Raw genomic sequence first — 20,334 nt, 5'->3', positions numbered from 1 at the left:
GCGCACAACAGAAAGGAGGGCTTGTAGTGGTAACACTTTTTGGTGAGGACGAAGAAAAAGCCTTTATTGTTGGGACTGTACAAGCAATCTTTTTTGAAAATCCCAGTAATTTTTATAAAGTCGTTCTTGTAAATGTGACCGATACAAATACAGATTATTTAGAAAAAGAAATTGTAGTAACTGGAAGTTTTGGCCAAGTTCAAGAAGAGGAACCCTATCGTTTCTTTGGTCATTTTGTGGACCATCCTCGTTATGGCAGACAGTTTCAGGTGGATAGTTATCAGCAAGAAAGACCGACTTCGGCTAGTGGGGTGGTTAACTATTTATCAAGTGACAAATTTCCTGGCATTGGTAAACGAACCGCTGAAAAAATTGTTGAAGTATTAGGGGAAAGTGCGATTGACCGAATTATTGATGATCCTAGTGTTTTGGAAGAAGTTACTGTTTTAAATGAAAAAAAACGTCAAGTAATCGTCGAAACAATTCGCTTGAATCACGGGATGGAGCAAGTGATTGTGGGACTAAATCGATACGGCTTCGGTAGTCAGTTAGCTTTTTCAATTTATCAAACCTATCAAGAAGAAACCCTTTCTGTGATTCAAGAAAATCCTTATCAGTTAGTTGAAGATATTGAGGGAGTCGGATTTAAACGAGCGGACAATATTGCTGAACAAATCGGCATTCAGGCGGATTCTGCTGTTCGAATTCGGGCAGCGATTTTACATGAAGTGTTTGAACACTCCATTCGCTCAGGCAATACGTATGTTCAAGCAGATGTTTTGTTAGAAGGAGCGATTCGGACCTTGGAAGCAAGTCGCCCAGTGGAAATCTCACCTGATCAAGTGGCCAATGAAATCATTACGTTAGTCGAACATGGAAAAATCCAACAAGAAGAGACTAAACTTTTTGAGAACAGTCTCTATTTTTCTGAATGGGGCATTGGTACTTCGATTCAACGTTTACTTTCTCGTAAAAAAGAAATTCATTACGAGGAAGAAGAAGTCCAAAAAAATATCCGAATGATTGAGAAACGTTTAAATATTCAGTATGGCGACTCGCAACAAGCAGCGATTGAAGAAGCGATTAAATCGCCGTTATTTATTTTAACTGGAGGGCCCGGAACAGGGAAAACAACTGTTATTAATGGGATTGTCTCGTTGTTTGCGGAACTAAATGGTCTTTCATTAGATCTCAAAGACTACACGCAGGAGATGTTTCCAATCTTGCTAGCGGCGCCAACTGGGCGAGCAGCGAAACGCATGAACGAAACGACAGGTTTACCTGCAAGTACCATCCACCGTTTGTTAGGCTTGACAGGTCGTGAAAAAAATCCGAGTTTAACCGCCAAAGAATTAGAAGGCGGTTTGCTAATTGTAGATGAAATGTCAATGGTGGATACTTGGTTAGCCAATACGTTATTAAAAGCTATTCCGACAAACATGCAAGTGATTTTTGTTGGTGATAAGGATCAGCTACCGTCTGTCGGTCCAGGTCAAGTCTTACATGACTTATTGCAAATTAACGAAATTCCCAAATGTGAGTTAAACGAAATTTATCGTCAAGGAGACGGTTCAAGTATTATTCCTCTTGCCCATGAAATTAAAGAAGGAAAGTTGCCTGCTGATTTTCAAAAAAATCAAAAGGATCGCTCGTTCTTTGCAAGTGATATTGGTCATATCGAAGAATACATTCGACAAATCGTCACAAAGGCAAAAGCAAAAGGGTTTACGCCACAAGATATCCAAGTTTTAGCGCCAATGTATCGTGGCGCAGCCGGCATTGATGCCTTGAATAAGATGATGCAAGAAATCTTCAATCCAAATGATGGTAAGAAAAAAGAAGTCAAATGGAATGACACCGTCTATCGGATTGGGGACAAAGTTTTGCAACTAGTCAATACGCCAGAATTAAATGTGTTCAATGGAGATATGGGAGAAATCGTCGGAATTACTTTAGCCAAAGACTCAGAGGACAAAGTGGACGAGTTGGTTTTACAGTTTGATAATAATGAAGTAACGTATAAAAGAAATGAATGGAATAAAATTACGCTATCGTATTGTTGTTCGATTCATAAAGCGCAAGGTAGTGAATTCCGCATGGTGTTACTGCCAATGGTTCATCAGTATAGCCGAATGCTGCAACGAAATTTGCTGTATACAGCAGTGACACGTAGTAAAGAATTATTAATTCTACTAGGTGAGGTTTCTGCTTTTGAAACATGTGTCAAAAACGAATCGGCTAGTCGCATGACGATGCTAAAAGAACGAATCGTGAACGCAGAACAAATGACCTTAACGACTAGAACTCAGTTAGAAGCCTATGAAGAAGGTTTAACGGCAGACCATCCATTTACTGAAAAGGAAACAAAAGCTGTCTCTTATGAAACTGAACAGCAATCAACGAAAGCCGATCAGATAAAAGAAACAGACGAGCAATTAGTTGAAACAACGGTACAAGAAGTTTCACTATTTGCTGATGAAGGGGAAGAGTCAACCCCAGAAACAGTAAATAAAGCGACAAAAGTTGTCGAAGAATCATTACCAAAAGAACCACGACTAACAGTCGAAATTATTCAAACAAATGCTGTTGATCCAATGATTGGAATGAAGGATACGACGCCTTATCAATTTATGTGAGAAGAGGAAAGAGGTCGGGACAGAAGCGTTTAACTCCGAGAAATAAGAAGAAATTTCCGAAAATTGTTCTATAATTTTTGGAGAATTTCGGCTTATTTCCGAAGGAGTTGCTTCTGTTCCCGCCGTTTATCAATTTTTAAGCCTGGGACAAAAATCCAAAGTGATTTTTGTCCCAGGCTCTTTTTCAACCTTAAGGGACTCAGTTAAAACCAAAACAAACGTTTTTGTGTGGTATAAACCATATCAATACTTCGTTTGCCTAAAATCTCGCCATCTGCGTGAATGGTTTGTGGAATCGTCGAAACAATTCGAATTTTGCTTGATTGAAAATGATGAAAATGCTTAGATTTCCCTTGTTTTTGGCGAAGCAATAGGAAAATAAGCCACAAAATTTTAAAAATATTGATTCGTTCCACGACAACTAAGTCCACGACTGCTTTGCGAGGATTGGCCGTCGGCATAATTGATACGCCCCCGCCAAAATAAGGATGATTTGTGACCGTACATAGGAAAGCACGATTAAATGTGTATTGTTTACCATTCATTTCAACTAAAATTGGAAAGCCTTTTTGTTTAAAAAAGACATGAATGATTGAAGAAATATAGGAAAGCGAGCCAAGCTTAAATTTATTTAAGGCTTTTTTTGATGACGATTCGTTGGTTTTTTCCACGATTGCCGCATCTAACCCTAAGCCAACATTATTGGTGGCTAAGCCGATTTCTTCTTGGTTGGCTTCTACATAATGAATCGTTTGAATTTCTTTTGGTCGTCTGGTGCGCAGGATTTGATGCAATGCTTTATCAATATTCCTTGATAATCCCACCCCTCGTGCAAAATCATTTCCAGAGCCGCATGGAATATAGCTTAAAGGAATAGCTGAATCATATGGAAGTAATGAATTAATGACATTATGTAGTGTGCCATCGCCGCCTAGCACGACTAGGATTGGAAAAGTTGAAACGTCTAGGTCTTCAGACCAAGGAAGTAAAGTTGTTTCTGCAAGTTCCTTCGTCAATTCTTTTTCATGTCCAGCGTAATCAGTGTAAAGAGCCGTATATTTAAGTTCTTGTTGCTTGAGTTGTTGAATCACTTTTCTAGCGACTTTTCGGCCATTGCCGCTACTTGCCTGCTCGTTGATAATAAGATAGTAGTGAATGTTCATTGAGCTCCTCCTTTGAATCGCTATTGTCCATTATACCAGAGGGAGGAACTTCTGCGAATAAAGATTGCTTAAAAAAGTAAAAAATGACTAGAAAAAGGCACGAAACAATGCATGAGAGGTGAAAACTGCAAATAAGTGCAAAGTAAAACAGGGCTTTCATTGACTATTTTGACTTTCCATATTAGAATGTGAACTGTTGCAATTGTAACCAAGGTTCATCAACCATCCCTTGTAAAAAAACTCGGAGAAAGAAGGAAAAAGTATGCAAAATTCGTTTCAAGCCAATCGAAAGCTAAGAACAATCTTAGCCAATGGTATCATTATGGGCTTATATATTGTCCTCTCTTTATTGGTTCGGCCAGTTTCTTCTGGTATGATTCAATTTAGAATTTCAGAAAGTTTGAATCACCTAGTCGTTTTCAATCGCAAATTGATGTGGGGTGTTTTAGGCGGCGTTATCTTTTTTAACTTATTTTTTGGTTTCGGTGTAATGGATGTTCTGTTTGGTGGAGCGCAAACATTATTTGCGTTGAGCTTAACAGCTTTTTTACAAAAAAAGGTACCAAGTATTCCTGTTAGAATGTGTCTAAATAGTCTATTTTTTACTGTAAGTATGTTTTTTATTGCCTTTATGCTAGTACCAAGTGGCGGTCAAGCATTTTGGACAACTTATGGTTGGTTAGCATTAAGTGAAGCGATTATTATGACGATTTCAGCACCAATCATGTATTTTATCAACAAGTCATTAAAATTTGAAACACGTATTTAATTGAAAAGATGTGGATAGAAATGATTCATCCTTTGAATGGCAGTGAAGAAAAGTGTCGTTGCTATTAGTGAACTAAGTGGTAGAATGAACTGTTTCTACCTCGTCTTTTTTACATAAAGAATAAGATCTACATTTTTTCTAAAAATTTTCATGTAAAACTTTACTAGTCTGTTGGAATACACTATGATAGTGTAAGATAAACGGACTATTGGAAAGTCACAGCAGAGGAGTTTGAACATGTACACATTTAAAATCGGTATTCCGGCAGAAGTACACGATACATTTGTTAAAAATCACCCATTATGTAATTTACTACAGTCATCTTCATGGGCAAAAGTCAAGGATAACTGGGGTTCTGAAATTGTTGGGGTTTATGAAAAGGATACATTAGTTGCATCAAGTTTAGTTTTAATCAAACCATTACCAGCCGGTTTTACGATGTTATATACACCAAGAGGTCCAGTAATGGACTATACAAATGAACGTTTGGTCAACTACTTTATGGCTGAATTGAAAAAATTTGGCAAGAAAAAACGAGCTTTATTTATAAAAATGGATCCAGCGGTTCACTATCAAGATTTTCATTTGGGAGAAGAACATCAACCGCATGCTGAAGCGACAGCTATTATTGAGACCTTGAAAGAAGCAGGTGCCAAATATCAAGGACTGACAATGGATATGGGGGCCACCATCCAGCCCCGCTTCCAAGCGAATATTTATCGTGAAGATTTTAGTGAGGAACAATTGTCAAAAAGCACCAAGAAAATGATTAAAACAGCTGAAAAAAAAGGGGTCGTTGTGCAGCAAGGGCATGTTGACTTTGTTGATGAATTTGAAAAAGTCATTCAATCAACCATGGAACGCCAACATATTTCTTTGCGGAATAGTGATTACTTTAAGAAGCTGTTGAATATTTACCCAGAAGACTCCTTTATTATGTTGGCGCAAGTCAATTTAAAGGAACGCTTAGATAGCACGCGACAACGCTATGACAAAAATCAAAAAGACTTGAGTAATTTGAAAGAAAATCAAGTGAAAAAGCGCCATAATTTAGAAGAATTAGATGCTTCCTTGACTCGGGAACTAAAAGAATTAGAAGAAAATATCGCAGAAGCTGGTGAAATCGTCACGGTTGCTGGCGCCTTGGCTGTGACATTTGGTCCAACAAGTGAAATCCTTTATGCTGGCTTAGATGATCGTTATAAACGCTACATGCCAACTTATGTGACTTGGCGAGATGCCATTCAAGAATGTTTTAACCGTGGCTGCGAAAGCTGTAATATGGGCGGCTTAGAAGGTAGTTTAAATGATGGATTAATTAAGTTTAAAGCGAACTTCAACCCAACGATTAATGAATTTATTGGGGAATTCGATTTACCGGTTAATAAATTATTATTTAAAGCCAGTGAATATGCCTATAAATTACGAAAACAAAAAAAATAAATAAAAAACACATGAACTAAAAATCAAACTTGATTTTTAGTCCCTGTGTTTTTTTCTATAGTTTTTGCGTTGCATTCCGTTTCATTAAGCGAAGCAAAACGCTAGCAATTGCTGAAGCAGCTACACCAGCAACAAGAGCTTCTGGCACACCAGAACTGAAAATCGTCGCAATAATAGCTAGGTAAACAGCAGTTCCAGCTTTACCAATAATTTCAGCATAAGCTGAATTAAAAAGAAAATAAATCATGTTCATGACTAAAATGGTATTCGTTGCTGAGCCTAAAACACCAGCCACAAATAAGGAGACAGGTTGCGCTTTTTCCTTCGTTAATTTATTTAGCCATTTGTAAGCGAAATAAGGAACGACCCCAATTAAAATCCGCGGAATGAGCACAATTAAAAGAGCCTTCCAACTACCGTGATCGGTACCGATCACGGGAATAAATGGAGAAAAAACAAACGACAAAGGTGTTGGTGCTGTCGTATTTTTAATTAAGCTAATGATCCCAAACGTGCCGCCCAACATACTACCGATTTTTGGCCCTAAAACAATGGAACCAATAATTACAGGAATATGCATCGTGGTCGAATTTAAAGGACCTAATGTGATAAATCCTAGCGGGGTTAAAGCCAGTAAAAGTAAGATAGCTAAGAACATGGCTGTTAACGTAAATTTTTTCGTGTTATTCATAAATTACTCCTTGTTATCAGATGCTAAAATTTTCATCACTGTTTGAAGGATATCTTCAACAGTGGCAAGTGCGCCACGACCATAATCACCACAAGCTAATAGAGCTTCACGTGGGATTATTTCTTGATAGCCGACTTCTTTTAAAATGCCAATATTTCGTTGGACAATGGGGTTTTGGTACATATACGTATTCATCGCGGGCGCAATAATTTTTGGTGTTTCAGGATAAAGCGCCAAAGCAACTGTTGATAATAAGTCGTCGGCAATCCCATGGGCTAATTTCCCAATTGTATTGGCCGAAGCAGGTGCTACTAAAAATAAATCCGCTTTTTTAGCTAACTCAATGTGATTAATTTTACTGGGATCAATTTCCATCATGACATCCGTATGCACTGGATTCTTAGAAAGTGATTGTAAGGTCAGCGGAGTGATGAACGCTGTGCTGCTTTTAGTCATTAAAATTTCCACATTGTAGCCAAGCTTAGCTAGTTGACTTGTAATATCTGCTGCTTTATATGCAGAAATGCTGCCAGAGACGCCTAATAAAATAGTTTTCATTGTTGTTCTCTCCATTTCTTTTCAACATTTTTAACGATCATTGAACCAATCCCTTGTTTTGAACAAGCTTCTTGGACAATGCCCGTTTCGTTAATTAATAATCCTTCGTGTTCTGTTTCATGAACGTTCATCAAGTCATTGGCTAAGACAAAGTCACACCGATTTTTAACCAAAGCGGCTTGTGCAACCTGGACGAGTTCTTCTTGTGAAACGTCGACAAGTAATTTAAAGCCCACTAAAACAGTTTGGGGTTGCTTGTCACGAATCATTTGGATGACTTTAGGATTTTTCTTTAGAAAAATTAATAATCGGTCCGTATCAGATGAAATTTTTGTTGCTGTTTGAGGAATATCAGCAATCTGATTCAATGTGTTTTGAACGATAGTTACCAAGGCTTCTTTGGTCTTTGGCAATGTTTGTTCGCTTAATTGTTGAGCAAAAGAATCAATAAATTGTTCTTCCGTTTGCGCGGTTTCCGTCGTAAAATCACTGACTGCCATTGCGTGAACAATCGCATCAAATTGCTTTTCAGCAAAGAGTTGTTCTAACGTAGTGGCTAATTCAACCGTTGTTTCTATTTCTTTAATTGATAAGTCCAATTGTTGGGTTGGACGTAATGCATGTTTGGTTGTTACGTAGGTTACGGTGTGTCCCGCAGCTAAAAAACTTTCAGCAATTGCTTTTCCTAGTCCGCCAGAAGAATGATTGGTAATCGAACGAACATTATCAATCGGTTCTGACGTTCCGCCAGCAGTAACTAAAACATCCATAATCAAAACGCCTCCTTAAGAAATTCGGACAATGGTCCGTCCAATATGTTGGCCTGCTTGTAATGCTTCAAAAACAGGGGGAAGTTCTTCTAAAGTAATCTCTTGATACACAGCTTTTTCAGTGATGTCTAAATCAGTGGCAAGACGTTGCCAGACTATTTTTCGTTTGTCCATACCAACATTAACCGAATCAATGCCCAATAAATGAACGCCCCGTAAAATAAAGGGTAAAACGGTTGTCTCTAATGTAATTCCAGCAGCGCGGCCACAAATGGCTGAACGGCCATCATAACGAAGTTGTGGTAAAACAGCAGAAGTAATTTCCCCACCAGTGGTATCAATTGCAAAAGCAAAACGCTGTTTCATCAATGCTTTAACAGGAGTTGCTAAGAAATCTTCTACTAATAAGCATTCACTAACACCTAACTCTTTTAAAAGCTCAAAAGAATCTGGCTTTCTAGTTAATGCAGTGATTGAAGTGTAGCCTAATTGATGCAACATCGCAATAGACAATGTCGCAACACCGCCTGTCGCACCAGTTACAACGATGGGGGCTTCTTTGTCGTCGCGTAAGCCATCGTCTTCTAAAGCTGTGACAGATAATCCGGCCGTAAAGCCAGCAGTTCCGAAAATCATTGCTTCTTTGAGACTCATTTTTTCAGGAAGTGGAACTACCCAATCGCCAGGAACACGCACATATTCAGAATAACCACCAGTATGACTAACCCCTAATTGATAGCCTGTTACGATCACTTTATCGCCTTCTTTGAAACGAGGATCTTCCGATGTGACAACAGTGCCACTGACATCAATTCCTGGAATCATTGGATAATTGCGAATCACACCGCCGTCTTTTTTTGAAGCTAAAGAGTCTTTAAAGTTAACTGAGGAGTAGGCTGCTTTGATTACTACAGTGCCTTCTGATAAATCGTCTAAAGTAATGGTTTCTAGTTGACCAATAACAGATGTATCTTGTTCTCTTAACGTAAATGCTTGAAATGAATTCATATAAAAACTCTCCTTCCAATTATGTAAAAAAGCAACTCGTCTTATTTTATCATATTCTGATTTTTTCGTATCATTTTTCTTCTTATAAACAGTAAGTTATACAGAAAAGAAAGATTGTGTGACAATTAGACTAGAAAAATAAAGAAAAATGGTTGAAATTTTTCAAAAAGTTCGTATACTAAAAAAGGTAAAACTAAACTGTAAGTTTAGTATTACAAAACTTTTGTTGAAAAGATTAGCTGAAAATAGAAACGAGGTGTGCCATGGAAATTGGTGAGAAGTTGAGAAATTTACGCATTCAGAAAAATTTAACACAAGAAGAATTAGGCGAAAGAACGGATTTATCCAAAGGCTATATTTCCCAATTGGAGCGGGATTTAAGCTCACCATCAATGGAAACATTTTTCTCAATTTTAGAAGTACTAGGCGTGACGCCAGAGCAGTTTTTTAGTCAGCAACCGCTTGAACAGAAAATTGTCTACAATGAAGAAGAAAGTACCCTCTATTATGATGAAGAACATGGCTATGAACTAAAATGGTTAATTCCAGCCTCAAATGAAAAAGAAATGGAACCTGTCATTATTACTTTTGATAAAAATGGCGAATACAAAACGTTTGAACCTTCTCTATCGGAAACATTTATTTATGTGATTGATGGCTCCATTCGTTTGACATTAGGGGAAGCCACGTATATTGCTAAAAAAGGTCAAACCATGTATTACCAAGCAACAGAACCTCACCAAATTAGCAACAATGGTCGAGGAAAAAGTCGTGCGTTAATTGTGGCGACAGAATCGTATTTATAAAGGACGAAATGGAGGAGTTTATCCAGTGAGAAACCATGTGATTTCATTTGAAAATGTTGTCAAACAATTTGACGATGAACCAGTATTAAAAAATGTCAGCTTTGAAATTGAAGAAGGAAAATTTTATACCTTATTAGGACCTTCAGGATGTGGCAAAACAACGATTTTGCGTATTATTGCGGGATTCAATGACGTGACTTCTGGCGATGTTTATTTTGATGGTAAAAGAATAAATGATGTACCTGCCAATAAACGCCAAGTCAATACCGTGTTTCAGGATTATGCTTTGTTTCCTCACATGAATGTTTTTGATAATGTTGCGTTTGGTTTAAAAATCAAAAAACTATCCAAAGCAGAAATTGAAAAAAAAGTGAAAGAGGCATTACGTTTGGTTCAATTACCGGGCTACGAAACACGTGAAATTAGTGAAATGTCTGGGGGCCAGCGTCAGCGGGTCGCAATTGCACGAGCGATTGTCAATGAGCCAAAAGTATTGCTTTTAGATGAGCCGTTATCCGCTTTAGATTTGAAATTACGCACAGCGATGCAATATGAACTACGTGATTTACAACAACGTTTAGGAATTACTTTTATTTTTGTGACCCATGATCAAGAAGAAGCATTAGCGATGAGTGATGAAATTTTTGTCATGAATAAAGGTCATATCGTGCAAAGTGGCACACCAGTCGATATTTATGATGAACCGATTAATCACTTTGTTGCTGACTTTGTAGGGGAAAGTAATATTGTGGATGGCGTGATGCTGGAAGATAATTTAGTTTCATTTGTGGGCAAAAAGTTTGAATGTGTCGATGGCGGCATGCGGAAAAATGAACCTGTAGAAGTCGTTTTACGTCCAGAAGACTTAACGATTACCACGCTTGAAAAAGGCAAGCTAACCGTAACGGTGGATACACAGTTATTCCGCGGCGTTCATTATGAAATTATTTGTTTTGATGAACAAGGAAACGAATGGATGGTGCATTCCACTCGAAAAGCCAAAGAAGGCGCTCAAGTAGGGCTCTCTTTTGAGCCAGAAGATATTCACGTGATGCGCTTCAATGAATCAGAAGAAGACTTTGATGCCCGTTTAGAAAGTTACGACGAGTAAACGAAAGGGGAAAATAAAATGAAAACAATGCGTCGAATTTATTCGATTCCCTATGTAATGTGGTTACTTTTATTCGTCATTGCGCCAGTGCTAATGATTATTTATCAATCATTTTTCGATATGAATGGCCAGTTTACCTTGGCGAATTACCAAACGTATTTTACATCAGGAACGTATTTAAGTATGACCGTTAATTCGGTTTGGTATGCTTTTCTGATTACCATTTTTACGTTATTGGTAAGTTATCCTACGGCTTATTTTTTGACAAAGCTCAAGCATAAACAGTTATGGTTAATGCTTGTTATTTTACCAACGTGGGTGAATTTATTATTAAAAGCTTATGCCTTTATTGGGATTTTCAGTATTCATGGGAGTATCAATCAGTTTATGAGTTTTATGGGTTTGGGTACGCACCAAATTCTGTTTACAGATTTCAGTTTTTTATTTGTCGCAACGTATATTGAAATTCCATTTATGATTATGCCGATTTTTAATGCCTTAGAAGAGATGAATCCTTCATTGATTAGTGCTAGTCGGGACTTAGGAGCTAGCAGTGCGGAAACGTTCCGCCGTGTCATTTTTCCTCTCTCCCTAAACGGTGTGAAAAGTGGTGTTCAAGCTGTCTTTATTCCTTCGCTCTCGCTCTTTATGTTAACACGTTTAATTGGCGGCAATCGGGTGATTACGTTGGGGACGGCGATTGAGGAGCACTTCTTAGTAACGCAAAACTGGGGCATGGGTTCAACAATTGGTGTGATTTTAATTGTTGCCATGTTTATTGTGATGTTGCTGACGGGTGAGAAGAAGAAAGGGCGTGGCAAATAATGCAAAAGAAAAAGTTTAAATGGTCTTATGTGTATTTATTCGTTGTCTTTGCGCTACTGTACGCACCAATCTTTTATTTGATTTTTTATTCGTTTAACGACACGCAAACGATGAATCAGTTTACTGGTTTTACGTTAGATAATTATCGGAACGTTTTCGAAGACACACGCTTGTTAACCATTGTTCTGAATACGTTTTTGCTAGCTTTCTTATCGGCTTTAATAGCAACCATCATTGGAACATTTGGCGCGATGGGGATTTATTATACAAAACGTCGTAAAAACCGGAACACGTTGCTTAGCTTTAATAACATTTTACTCGTTTCACCAGATGTTATTATTGGAGCCAGTTTCTTAATTTTCTTCACGGCAGTAGGGTTTATCAGTTTAGGTTTTACAAGTGTATTATTGTCGCATATTGCCTTTAGTATTCCAATTGTTGTTTTAATGGTTTTACCAAAACTACAAGAGATGAACGATTCTATGGTAGATGCGGCACGGGATTTAGGGGCCAATAATGTTCAAGTGATTAAAAATATTATTTTGCCTTTTTTAGCGCCAGGAATTATTGCTGGCTACTTTATGGCCTTTACTTATTCGTTGGACGATTTTGCCGTAACATTCTTTGTGACAGGCAATGGTTTTTCAACATTATCTGTTGAAATTTATTCACGAGCACGTCAGGGAATTAGTTTAGAAATCAATGCCTTAAGTGCGTTAGTGTTCCTATTCTCAATGATTCTAGTTGTCGGTTATTACTTTATCAGTAAAGACAATACGCCAAAACGTTTAAAGAAAATGCGTCGGGAACAAAGTGAGGTGGCCAAGTTAAAATGAAAAAATTACAGTCACTTTTTATTGGAATTATCGCTATTATTGTCATCTTGTTTTTTGGCGTGCGCCAATTGGAGAAAGCAAGTGGCATGGCAGGAGCAGATACCTTAACCATTTACAATTGGGGGGACTATATAGATCCGACCTTGATTAAGAAATTTGAAAAAGAAACAGGCTATAAAGTCAATTACGAAACCTTTGATTCTAATGAAGCCATGTATACAAAAATTCAGCAAGGTGGCACAGCTTATGATATTGCCATTCCTTCTGAATATATGATTCAAAAAATGATGAAAGCGAAGATGCTTTTACCACTTGATCACAGCAAATTAAAAGGCTTAGAAAACATTGATGCACGCTTTTTAGATCAATCCTTTGATCCCAAAAATAAGTTTTCCGTTCCGTACTTCTGGGGCACGTTGGGGATTATTTATAATGATAAATTTATTGACGGCCGTCAGATCCAACATTGGGATGATTTATGGCGCCCGGAATTAAAAAATAATGTCATGCTGATTGATGGTGCTCGGGAAGTGTTAGGATTATCTTTGAACAGTTTAGGCTATTCGTTAAACAGTAAAAACGACCAACAATTACGTCAGGCTACCGATAAGTTAAACCGATTAACGAACAATGTCAAAGCAATTGTTGCCGATGAAATCAAAATGTACATGGCTAATGAAGAAAGTGCAGTTGCTGTAACTTTCTCTGGTGAAGCTGCTGAAATGCTAGAAAACAATGAACATCTACATTATGTGATTCCCAGTGAAGGCTCTAATCTCTGGTTTGATAACATTGTGATGCCTAAGACAGCCAAAAATAAAGATGGTGCCTATGCATTTATGAACTTTATGTTACGACCAGAAAATGCGGCACAAAACGCAGAATATATTGGTTATTCCACACCAAATAAAGAAGCTAAAAAACTATTACCAAAAGAAGTTGCCGAAGATAAACAATTTTATCCAGATGATGAAACCATCAAACATTTAGAAGTTTACCAAGATTTAGGTCAAGAATACTTAGGAATTTATAACGATCTGTTCTTGGAGTTTAAGATGTATCGGAAATAAAAAAAGTACCTTCATAACTTTCGAATCGCCCCTAAAAGCTAGATTTTTAGTCTAACTTTTAGGGGCGGCTTTTATTCATACAAGCTTCTAATTGAGGCACAAAGAATCCTGTGCTACACTTTGTATAAAGCATAAAAGGAGCAAAGAAAATGAAGAGGAAAACAATCCGAATACTACTAATCAGTAGCGGTCTTATTTTAATCCTGTTGGTTGGTTACCGTTTGTATCTAGAATATCAAACAGATATTCAATTATTTTTGAATCCTAAAGCCAGTAAGACACAATTATTAGAGCGAATTCGTTCACATGGTTTTTCAGCAGCGCTATTGTTAGTTTTTTTGACCGCGATCATGTGTGCAGTACCAGGGATTCCAACCTCGGTAATTGGTGTGATTGCAGGATTGAGTTTTGGTCCCTTCAGCGGCACACTCATTAATGTTTTAGGGAATAGTTTGGGAAATTTAGTTGCAATCTTTTTGATGCATCATATAAAATTTTTAGATAGAAAAACGGAGACCAATCATTGGGTCCAGTCCATTCGACGGATGAAGCATCCAAAAATTGGGATTATGGTGGGCTACATGATTCCAATTATTCCTTCTTCTGTGATTAATTTTGCTGCAGATACTATGCAGTTGCCATTAAAAAATTTAATAGCCGCTATATTCATTGGTGTAATTCCTTCCTCAATACTTTACGCATGTGGAGGCGAAGCGCTCTTTCATGGATATAATAAAACGGCAGTATTGTTAATTGTGAGTGTTCTTTTGTTCGTTGGCTTGGTGGTCATTATTGAGAAAGATAGAAAAAGATTTCAAAAAACTGTTCTTTAAGAACGGTTTTTTTGTGCATTTGAACAATAAATCCTGTTAAATTTACAATTTTAAAAAGAAAGGACTTTGATAAAATGAAAGCGTAAACAATTTAAGGAGCTGATTTTGAATGCCAGATATTACAATATCTTGGGTTGCTGCAATTTTAGGATTAGTTGTAGCAATAGTATTAATTTTGAAAAAATTTAATCCTGTGTATTCCTTGTTTTTTGGTGCAATTGTTGGTTGTCTTATTGGAGGCGCTTCCCTGTCAGATACAGTCGCTGTTCTATTAAACGGAACACAAAGTATTATGGGAACCGCAATCCGTGTCTTAGCAGCCGGCATGTTGGCGGGTGTGATGATGGAATCCGGTGCGGCAGAATCAATTGCCAACGCCATTGTACAAAAACTTGGCGAGAAAAAAGCTATTTTATCTTTGGCATTATCCACAATGGTAATTACAGCAGTGGGCGTATTCATTCCTGTTGCAGTGTTGATTGTTGCCCCGATTGCTCTATCTGTTGGGAAAAGTACGGGTATCAGTAAGTTATCATTATTGATTGCCTTATCAGGTGGCGGCAAAGCGGGTAATATTATTTCGCCTAATCCAAATACTATTGCAGCGGCGAACGGCTTTGATTTACCTTTAAGTGACGTTATGATTGCTGGATTTATTCCAGCCGTATTTGGTTTAATTACAGCTGTTGTTCTTGCAAATATCATGAGAAGCAAAGGATCAATGGTCAAAGAAACGGATCTTGTAGAGGAACAAACAAAAGAATTATTACCTTTGAAAAAGGCGTTGATCGCGCCAGTGTTAGCGATTGTCTTATTATTACTTAATCCGATTGGCGCCGTTTTAAATATTTCTTTCATCAAAAGTTTGAATATTGATGCTCTGTATATTTTGCCGTTCGCTTCAGTTGTTGGGACAATTGCGATTGGTCAAACAAAACAACTGGCCTTTTATGCGTCTTCTGGCTTAAAGAGAGTAACTGATACCGTTTTAATTTTAATTGGTGCAGGTGCAATTGCTGGATTAATTTCTGTTTCTGATTTATCAACACAAATTGTCCACTTAATTTCTGTTATGGGAATTTCTGGAACCTTCTTGGCACCGATTTCTGGTATTTTAATGGGCTTAGCAGTTGGTTCAACATCCACAGCGGTTATTTTAGCGACAGGTTCTTTTGGACCAGCGATTTTAGATATGGGCACATCTTCACTTTCAGCAGCAGTCATGGTGCATACTGGGGCAACTGTGATTGATAGTGTTCCTCAAGGCAATTATTTCCATATTACGGCACAAAGTATGAATATGACGATTAAAGAAAGAATTCGAGTGATTCCTTATGAAATGTGTGTCGGTGGGGTAATGACGATTGTTGCAACCATTTTATATGGCTTTATTTTAAACTAGTTGGAAAGTAGGCGCGAAAAGATGACGAAAAAATTTGTTTTGGCTCCAGACTCATTTAAAGAAAGTATGAGTGCAAAAGAAGCCTGTCTGGCAATGGAAAAAGGGATTTTAGCTGTATTTAAAGATGCAGACATTCAACACGTCCCTATGGCAGACGGCGGGGAAGGAACGGTGGATTCCTTAGTGGATGCAACAGGAGGCACAAGAGTACCAGTGCGTGTGGCAGGACCGCTTCCTGATCAAATCGTTGAAACCTATTACGGCTTATTAGGTGACCAAGAAACGGTGGTCATTGAAATGGCGAAAGCCAACGGAATTGAATTGGTCAAAGCAGCAGAACGTAATCCCTTGATCACTTCTACTTATGGTACAGGAGAAATGATTCAACATGCGCTCAATCATGGGGCAAAAAAAATCATTATCGGCATTGGTGGTAGCGTGACAAATGATGGGGGTGCAGGTATGATTCAGGCACTTGGTGCGCGTTTGTTAGACAAGGAAGGGCAAGAATTGACGCGTGGCGGTGGTGCATTAGATAAACTGGCGCAGATCGATTTAACACAGTTTGATCAACGTATTTTTGCTACCGAAGTTCTAGTAGCAAGTGATGTGAATAACCCACTAACAGGGCCAACAGGGGCGTCTCATGTCTTTGGCCCGCAAAAAGGTGCGACAGAAGAAATGGTGGCTCAATTAGATAAAAACTTAGCCCATTATGCAGCGATTATCAAAAAAGAGGTCGGCATTGATGTTGAGATGATGCCAGGCGCAGGAGCTGCTGGTGGTTTGGGTGCAGGGTTACTAGCATTCACAAAAGCTCAGTTACGCCCAGGAATTGATATTGTCGTAGAAGTGAATCAATTAGAAGAAAAAATAAAAGCCGCTGATTATGTCTTTACTGGTGAAGGCGGGATGGATTTTCAAACAAAATTCGGCAAAGCCCCTTATGGCGTCTCACGTTTGGCCAAGAAGTATCAAAAACCGGTTTTCGCTTGTGCTGGCTATATCGGCAAAGATGTGGATGTCCTCTATGAAGAAGGGATGACGGCTATTTTTGGAATTTTGGCCAAAGCCGAACCATTGGAAGCAGCATTGAAAAATGGACCAGTTAACTTAGAAAGAACCGTTGAAAATATTGCTCGTACATTACAGCTGGTGCCTTGTGACTAAGAACTAACCATGGTATCATCAGTAATGAAAGCTGAAATAAAAATGTTCAGTCGTTGATCTGAAGAATTAAGCGTTTGGGACATAAGTCATTGCGGCTTATGTCCCAAACGCTACTCGCTTTTTAGAAAGTTGGCGATAGCAATGTTAAAATTAGACAAAATCCAAGCAAATAAAATTGTTGAAAAGTTGATGGCAGATATTCCTTATAACATCAATATTATGGATGAACGAGGAAAAATTATTGCGAGTGGAGATTCTGCTCGAATTGGGGAGCGCCATCGTGGCGCAGAAAGAGCCATCAATGAACGGAAAAATATTGAAATTTATAAAGATACTTCTTTAGAGAAAAAAGGCACCAATGAACCGATTATTTTGAATGATCACATTTTAGGTGTCGTAGGCATTTCAGGAGAACCAGACGAGGTGCGCAAATTTACCAAGCTTGTGCGCTCGATTGTTCTTTTACTGACAGAAGAATTAAATACACAACAAGAACGCGAAAAAAAGAAGAAACAAAAAAATCAGTTTATCCAGCACTTAATGCATGTTGATTCTGCTTACTCAGAAGCCTTAAAACTTGAAGCGTTGGAACTATATAACCTTCAATTAGATGACCAGAATCATTGTGTACTGACCAAGGACAAGCGCTTATTATCCAGTTATTATCCTGGCCATGAAATATTTGAATGGGAAAATTGTTATCTGGTGATTACTTCTGAACCACCTCAGATAACAAAGCCAGTAACAGAATACCTTGTAATAAGTTCGGAAAAAGCCACGATTCAACAAATGGTCCAAGAGGCACAAAACACGTATTTACTTCTATCGTTTCTCCAATTAGAAAAGGCTAAGTTTTACCAAGCAGAAGATTTTTTCATTCAAGGAATTTTTAATTTTCCTTTTCATATTGAATTGGATTTTTTTGAAACCATCCAGACGATTTATGATGAATACTATGAAACCGTTATTTTTTTCGCCAATCATAACTTAAACATCAATGAAACCTCACAAGTATTACATATCCATCGAAATACATTGAATTACCGCTTGAAACGAATTCATGAATTGACGGGGATGGATCCAAAAGTTTGGCAAGATTTTTGGAAATTGTTCTATTATTTTGCCTATTGCTTTAAAGAACGTTTTGAAAAGTAGTGAGGAGCAGGAATGCTTGTTTGTTAAGCAAGTGTCAGCATATTTTTCGCCAGAATCAAAAATATCTTTTATAATAATTGTAAGGAATCAAACGATTTAGATATCAATGAGGAGTGGTGCCAGTGAAAAAAGCAGTTTTAATTGTTAACCCCAGTTCTGGTGGTGAAAAAGCCAAAGAATTTGAAACGTTAGCAGAAGAAAAATTAAAGCAGTTATTTGATGAAGTTGTAGTGAAACAAACAGAAAAAGGCGGCGATGCAGAACAATTTGCCCGTGAAGCTGCGGAAAGTCACTTCGACAGTGTTTTCGTAATGGGGGGAGATGGAACCGTTAATGAAGGAATTAGCGGGTTGGCAGAACAAGATTACCGCCCAAAATTTGGCTTTTTTCCTTTAGGAACGGTGAACGATTTAGCGCGAGCCTTGAATTTACCGATGGACCCTGAAGAAGCGATTCAACAATTAGATTTAGAAAAAACCAGTGCTTTAGATGTGGGGAAAATCAATGACGACTATTTTATGAATGTCGTTGCGATTGGGACGATTCCAGAGTCAATTAACGACGTGGACGTTGAACAAAAAACGAAGTTAGGAAAACTCGCTTATTTTATTTCAGGTGCCAAACATTTAGCGAATGCTCAAACGTATCCTTTTCATTTAAGCTTGGATCAAAAAGAACAAACCATTGAAAGTAGTACCGTTTTAGTTGGCTTAACGAATTCAATCGGTGGGTTTGAAACATTATTACCAGAGGCCCAAGTGGATGATGGCAAACTTCATTTAGTTTATTTAAAAGATCAATCATTGTGGGATGCAGTAAAAGCAGTCCCAGATTTGTTAAAAGGAGTCGACCAGTCCACTGATAATTTAGTTTACCTAACCTTTAAAGAAGGAACAATCTCCTTAGAAAACCAAGAAGAATTAACCACTAATGTGGATGGTGATGAAGGAGCTGCTTTGCCAATTACGCTGGAAATTTTACCTAAACACTTGACGGTCTATTGCGGTGAAGAACAAACAAAATAGCTGATTTTTTGAGAAAAGCTAGAACATTTCTATTTGTTTAAAAAACAGATAAGTTCTGGCTTTTCAAATCATCTAAAAGAGAATCAATCAGGGGCTATGCTATACTTTGTTTCTACATATTGATAGATAAAGGAGTTAATGAGATGAGAAGAAAAAAACATAAAAACAAAAAGAAACAAGAACTTTTTGAAGAGATTGAAAAACAAGAATTAGCAGAACAAGAAACTAAGCAATTGAATGAAGAAATCGAAGACCCAGAATTTCGTTCTTTTTTTCAGGATGTCTTGAAAAAATTTCCACAAAAAACGTCTACGGCCATAATGAATGCTTTCGCAACTTCTAAAGGTAAAGCAGAACAATTAGTGACGAACAGTCAAACACAACTCGACAAAGTATTTGATGAATTTTTGGCTGGTGTTTCACCTGACGTGAAAAAGAAAAGTCATCAAACGATTCATTTTGCTGCATTGTCAGCAGCAATTATTGGGTTTTCGCCAATTCCATTTTCGGATGCTTTTTTACTGGTACCTGTTCAATTAACTATGATGTCACGGCTGCATAAAATTTTTGGTCAGTCTTGGTCTGAAAGCTTAGGGAAAAGTTTAACCAAAGAATTAGTAGTGGTTAGTTTAGGTAAGAGCGCAGTCGGAAATATTCTAAAAGTGATTCCTGTTGTCGGAACTGTGACTGGTGGCATGGTCAATGCTTCAGTTGCGGTAGCAATTACGGAAGCGCTTGGCTGGGTGACCGTCAAAATGTTAAACGATGGTGTTGATATCTTTGATGATGTGATGTCTTTCAAAGGACAATTTTCAACATTATTTAAAGCCATCCAAAATGCTAAAAAGAAATAATTACTGTATCGATTAACTAGGATGAGACACATTTAAACTTTTTTAAGTAATTCGTAGCAAATTTCCAAGGTTTTCGTCACAAATTATTCACAGGTTCTCGTTAATATATAAGCATACCAACAAAACACCCAACATAAACACTTTTCATTTTTACTCCTCAAGTAAAAATAACTCCTTTCCACTCAGTCTACCCAACTGAGTGGTTTTTT

The 20,334-nt window shown here is 37.7% G+C and carries 19 protein-coding genes; 14 read left to right on the top strand and 5 right to left on the bottom strand.

Annotation, left to right across the window (positions count from 1 at the left end):
* The first annotated feature begins 26 nt into the window (after window positions 1-26).
* Window positions 27-2,636 (top strand): SF1B family DNA helicase RecD2, encoded by a 2,610-nt coding sequence (recD2, locus tag IGM09_RS10070; RefSeq protein WP_033625103.1) that lies wholly within the window; start codon window positions 27-29, stop codon window positions 2,634-2,636.
* A 203-nt stretch (window positions 2,637-2,839) separates the two neighbouring features.
* Here the strand turns inward: recD2 and IGM09_RS10065 are convergent, their stop codons facing one another.
* The gene (locus IGM09_RS10065; protein WP_002356498.1) at window positions 2,840-3,799 is read right to left on the bottom strand and encodes a diacylglycerol/lipid kinase family protein; all 960 of its coding nucleotides are present in this window, start codon (window positions 3,797-3,799) and stop codon (window positions 2,840-2,842) included.
* A 262-nt stretch (window positions 3,800-4,061) separates the two neighbouring features.
* Here IGM09_RS10065 and IGM09_RS10060 point away from each other — a divergent pair, with 262 nt between their 5' ends.
* Window positions 4,062-4,568 carry a QueT transporter family protein gene (locus tag IGM09_RS10060; RefSeq protein ID WP_033625102.1) on the top strand — a complete coding sequence of 169 codons (507 nt, stop codon included), beginning with the start codon at window positions 4,062-4,064 and terminating at the stop codon, window positions 4,566-4,568.
* Window positions 4,569-4,805: 237 nt separating this feature from the next.
* The gene (locus IGM09_RS10055; RefSeq protein WP_033625101.1) at window positions 4,806-6,011 is read left to right on the top strand and encodes an aminoacyltransferase; all 1,206 of its coding nucleotides are present in this window, start codon (window positions 4,806-4,808) and stop codon (window positions 6,009-6,011) included.
* A gap of 55 nt (window positions 6,012-6,066) precedes the next feature.
* Here the strand turns inward: IGM09_RS10055 and IGM09_RS10050 are convergent, their stop codons facing one another.
* Genes IGM09_RS10050 through IGM09_RS10035 form a run of 4 tightly spaced genes read right to left on the bottom strand, consistent with a single transcriptional unit; the run spans window position 6,067 to window position 9,038 of the window.
* Complete coding sequence (locus tag IGM09_RS10050) at window positions 6,067-6,702, bottom strand: ECF transporter S component (protein ID WP_002356501.1); 636 nt, start codon at window positions 6,700-6,702, stop codon at window positions 6,067-6,069.
* Window positions 6,703-6,705: 3 nt separating this feature from the next.
* The gene (coaC, locus tag IGM09_RS10045; RefSeq protein ID WP_002359573.1) at window positions 6,706-7,260 is read right to left on the bottom strand and encodes a phosphopantothenoylcysteine decarboxylase; all 555 of its coding nucleotides are present in this window, start codon (window positions 7,258-7,260) and stop codon (window positions 6,706-6,708) included.
* Complete coding sequence (gene coaB, locus IGM09_RS10040) at window positions 7,257-8,030, bottom strand: phosphopantothenate--cysteine ligase (protein ID WP_002359575.1); 774 nt, start codon at window positions 8,028-8,030, stop codon at window positions 7,257-7,259. Before coaB ends, coaC begins: the two co-directional genes overlap by 4 nt.
* A 15-nt stretch (window positions 8,031-8,045) precedes the next feature.
* The gene (locus IGM09_RS10035) at window positions 8,046-9,038 is read right to left on the bottom strand and encodes a YhdH/YhfP family quinone oxidoreductase (protein ID WP_010707222.1); all 993 of its coding nucleotides are present in this window, start codon (window positions 9,036-9,038) and stop codon (window positions 8,046-8,048) included.
* Window positions 9,039-9,301: 263 nt separating this feature from the next.
* Here IGM09_RS10035 and IGM09_RS10030 point away from each other — a divergent pair, with 263 nt between their 5' ends.
* The 11 genes from IGM09_RS10030 to IGM09_RS09980 all read left to right on the top strand — a co-directional run bounded on the left by IGM09_RS10030 (window position 9,302) and on the right by IGM09_RS09980 (window position 20,125).
* The gene (locus IGM09_RS10030; RefSeq protein ID WP_002356507.1) at window positions 9,302-9,844 is read left to right on the top strand and encodes a helix-turn-helix domain-containing protein; all 543 of its coding nucleotides are present in this window, start codon (window positions 9,302-9,304) and stop codon (window positions 9,842-9,844) included.
* 25 nt (window positions 9,845-9,869) lie between these two features.
* Window positions 9,870-10,955: an ABC transporter ATP-binding protein gene (locus IGM09_RS10025; protein ID WP_002356508.1), complete on the top strand. Its 1,086-nt coding sequence runs from the start codon at window positions 9,870-9,872 to the stop codon at window positions 10,953-10,955.
* Between the two features lie 18 nt (window positions 10,956-10,973).
* Window positions 10,974-11,780, top strand: a complete 807-nt coding sequence (locus IGM09_RS10020; protein WP_010707223.1) for an ABC transporter permease — start codon at window positions 10,974-10,976, stop codon at window positions 11,778-11,780.
* Window positions 11,780-12,616: an ABC transporter permease gene (locus tag IGM09_RS10015; RefSeq protein WP_002356512.1), complete on the top strand. Its 837-nt coding sequence runs from the start codon at window positions 11,780-11,782 to the stop codon at window positions 12,614-12,616. The genes IGM09_RS10020 and IGM09_RS10015 overlap by 1 nt, the downstream gene beginning before the upstream one ends.
* Entirely contained in the window at window positions 12,613-13,686 is a 1,074-nt protein-coding gene (locus IGM09_RS10010; RefSeq protein ID WP_033625100.1) for an ABC transporter substrate-binding protein, read from the top strand. Before IGM09_RS10015 ends, IGM09_RS10010 begins: the two co-directional genes overlap by 4 nt.
* Before the next feature lie 149 nt (window positions 13,687-13,835).
* The gene (locus IGM09_RS10005; RefSeq protein WP_002368872.1) at window positions 13,836-14,519 is read left to right on the top strand and encodes a TVP38/TMEM64 family protein; all 684 of its coding nucleotides are present in this window, start codon (window positions 13,836-13,838) and stop codon (window positions 14,517-14,519) included.
* 109 nt (window positions 14,520-14,628) lie between these two features.
* A complete protein-coding gene (locus IGM09_RS10000; RefSeq protein WP_002359581.1) occupies window positions 14,629-15,921 on the top strand; it encodes a GntP family permease in 1,293 nt (430 codons plus the stop codon).
* Window positions 15,922-15,942: 21 nt separating this feature from the next.
* Complete coding sequence (locus tag IGM09_RS09995; protein WP_002356517.1) at window positions 15,943-17,091, top strand: glycerate kinase; 1,149 nt, start codon at window positions 15,943-15,945, stop codon at window positions 17,089-17,091.
* A gap of 141 nt (window positions 17,092-17,232) precedes the next feature.
* Window positions 17,233-18,246, top strand: a complete 1,014-nt coding sequence (locus IGM09_RS09990; RefSeq protein WP_002356518.1) for a CdaR family transcriptional regulator — start codon at window positions 17,233-17,235, stop codon at window positions 18,244-18,246.
* Between the two features lie 122 nt (window positions 18,247-18,368).
* On the top strand, window positions 18,369-19,271 hold the full coding sequence (locus IGM09_RS09985) for a diacylglycerol/lipid kinase family protein (protein WP_033625099.1): 903 nt from the start codon (window positions 18,369-18,371) through the stop codon (window positions 19,269-19,271).
* A 119-nt stretch (window positions 19,272-19,390) separates the two neighbouring features.
* Window positions 19,391-20,125, top strand: a complete 735-nt coding sequence (locus tag IGM09_RS09980) for a YcjF family protein (RefSeq protein WP_002384134.1) — start codon at window positions 19,391-19,393, stop codon at window positions 20,123-20,125.
* The last annotated feature ends 209 nt before the right edge of the window (window positions 20,126-20,334 follow it).

It is taken from the genome of Enterococcus sp. DIV0167, from assembly GCF_050541555.1.
In the GTDB taxonomy this organism is placed as follows: Bacteria; Bacillota; Bacilli; order Lactobacillales; family Enterococcaceae; genus Enterococcus; species Enterococcus faecalis.
Note: the sequence above shows the minus strand (reverse complement) of the source record. Positions and strands in the feature narration are given on the sequence as shown.

Coding starts and splice junctions, on each gene's coding strand:
- IGM09_RS10065 (WP_002356498.1), bottom strand. CDS start 3,799: ATGAACATTCACTACTATCTTATTATCAACGAGCAGGCAAGTAGCGGC.
- IGM09_RS10060 (WP_033625102.1), top strand. CDS start 4,062: ATGCAAAATTCGTTTCAAGCCAATCGAAAGCTAAGAACAATCTTAGCC.
- IGM09_RS10055 (WP_033625101.1), top strand. CDS start 4,806: ATGTACACATTTAAAATCGGTATTCCGGCAGAAGTACACGATACATTT.
- IGM09_RS10050 (WP_002356501.1), bottom strand. CDS start 6,702: ATGAATAACACGAAAAAATTTACGTTAACAGCCATGTTCTTAGCTATC.
- coaC (WP_002359573.1), bottom strand. CDS start 7,260: ATGAAAACTATTTTATTAGGCGTCTCTGGCAGCATTTCTGCATATAAA.
- coaB (WP_002359575.1), bottom strand. CDS start 8,030: ATGGATGTTTTAGTTACTGCTGGCGGAACGTCAGAACCGATTGATAAT.
- IGM09_RS10035 (WP_010707222.1), bottom strand. CDS start 9,038: ATGAATTCATTTCAAGCATTTACGTTAAGAGAACAAGATACATCTGTT.
- IGM09_RS10030 (WP_002356507.1), top strand. CDS start 9,302: ATGGAAATTGGTGAGAAGTTGAGAAATTTACGCATTCAGAAAAATTTA.
- IGM09_RS10020 (WP_010707223.1), top strand. CDS start 10,974: ATGAAAACAATGCGTCGAATTTATTCGATTCCCTATGTAATGTGGTTA.
- IGM09_RS10015 (WP_002356512.1), top strand. CDS start 11,780: ATGCAAAAGAAAAAGTTTAAATGGTCTTATGTGTATTTATTCGTTGTC.
- IGM09_RS10010 (WP_033625100.1), top strand. CDS start 12,613: ATGAAAAAATTACAGTCACTTTTTATTGGAATTATCGCTATTATTGTC.
- IGM09_RS10005 (WP_002368872.1), top strand. CDS start 13,836: ATGAAGAGGAAAACAATCCGAATACTACTAATCAGTAGCGGTCTTATT.
- IGM09_RS10000 (WP_002359581.1), top strand. CDS start 14,629: ATGCCAGATATTACAATATCTTGGGTTGCTGCAATTTTAGGATTAGTT.
- IGM09_RS09995 (WP_002356517.1), top strand. CDS start 15,943: ATGACGAAAAAATTTGTTTTGGCTCCAGACTCATTTAAAGAAAGTATG.
- IGM09_RS09990 (WP_002356518.1), top strand. CDS start 17,233: ATGTTAAAATTAGACAAAATCCAAGCAAATAAAATTGTTGAAAAGTTG.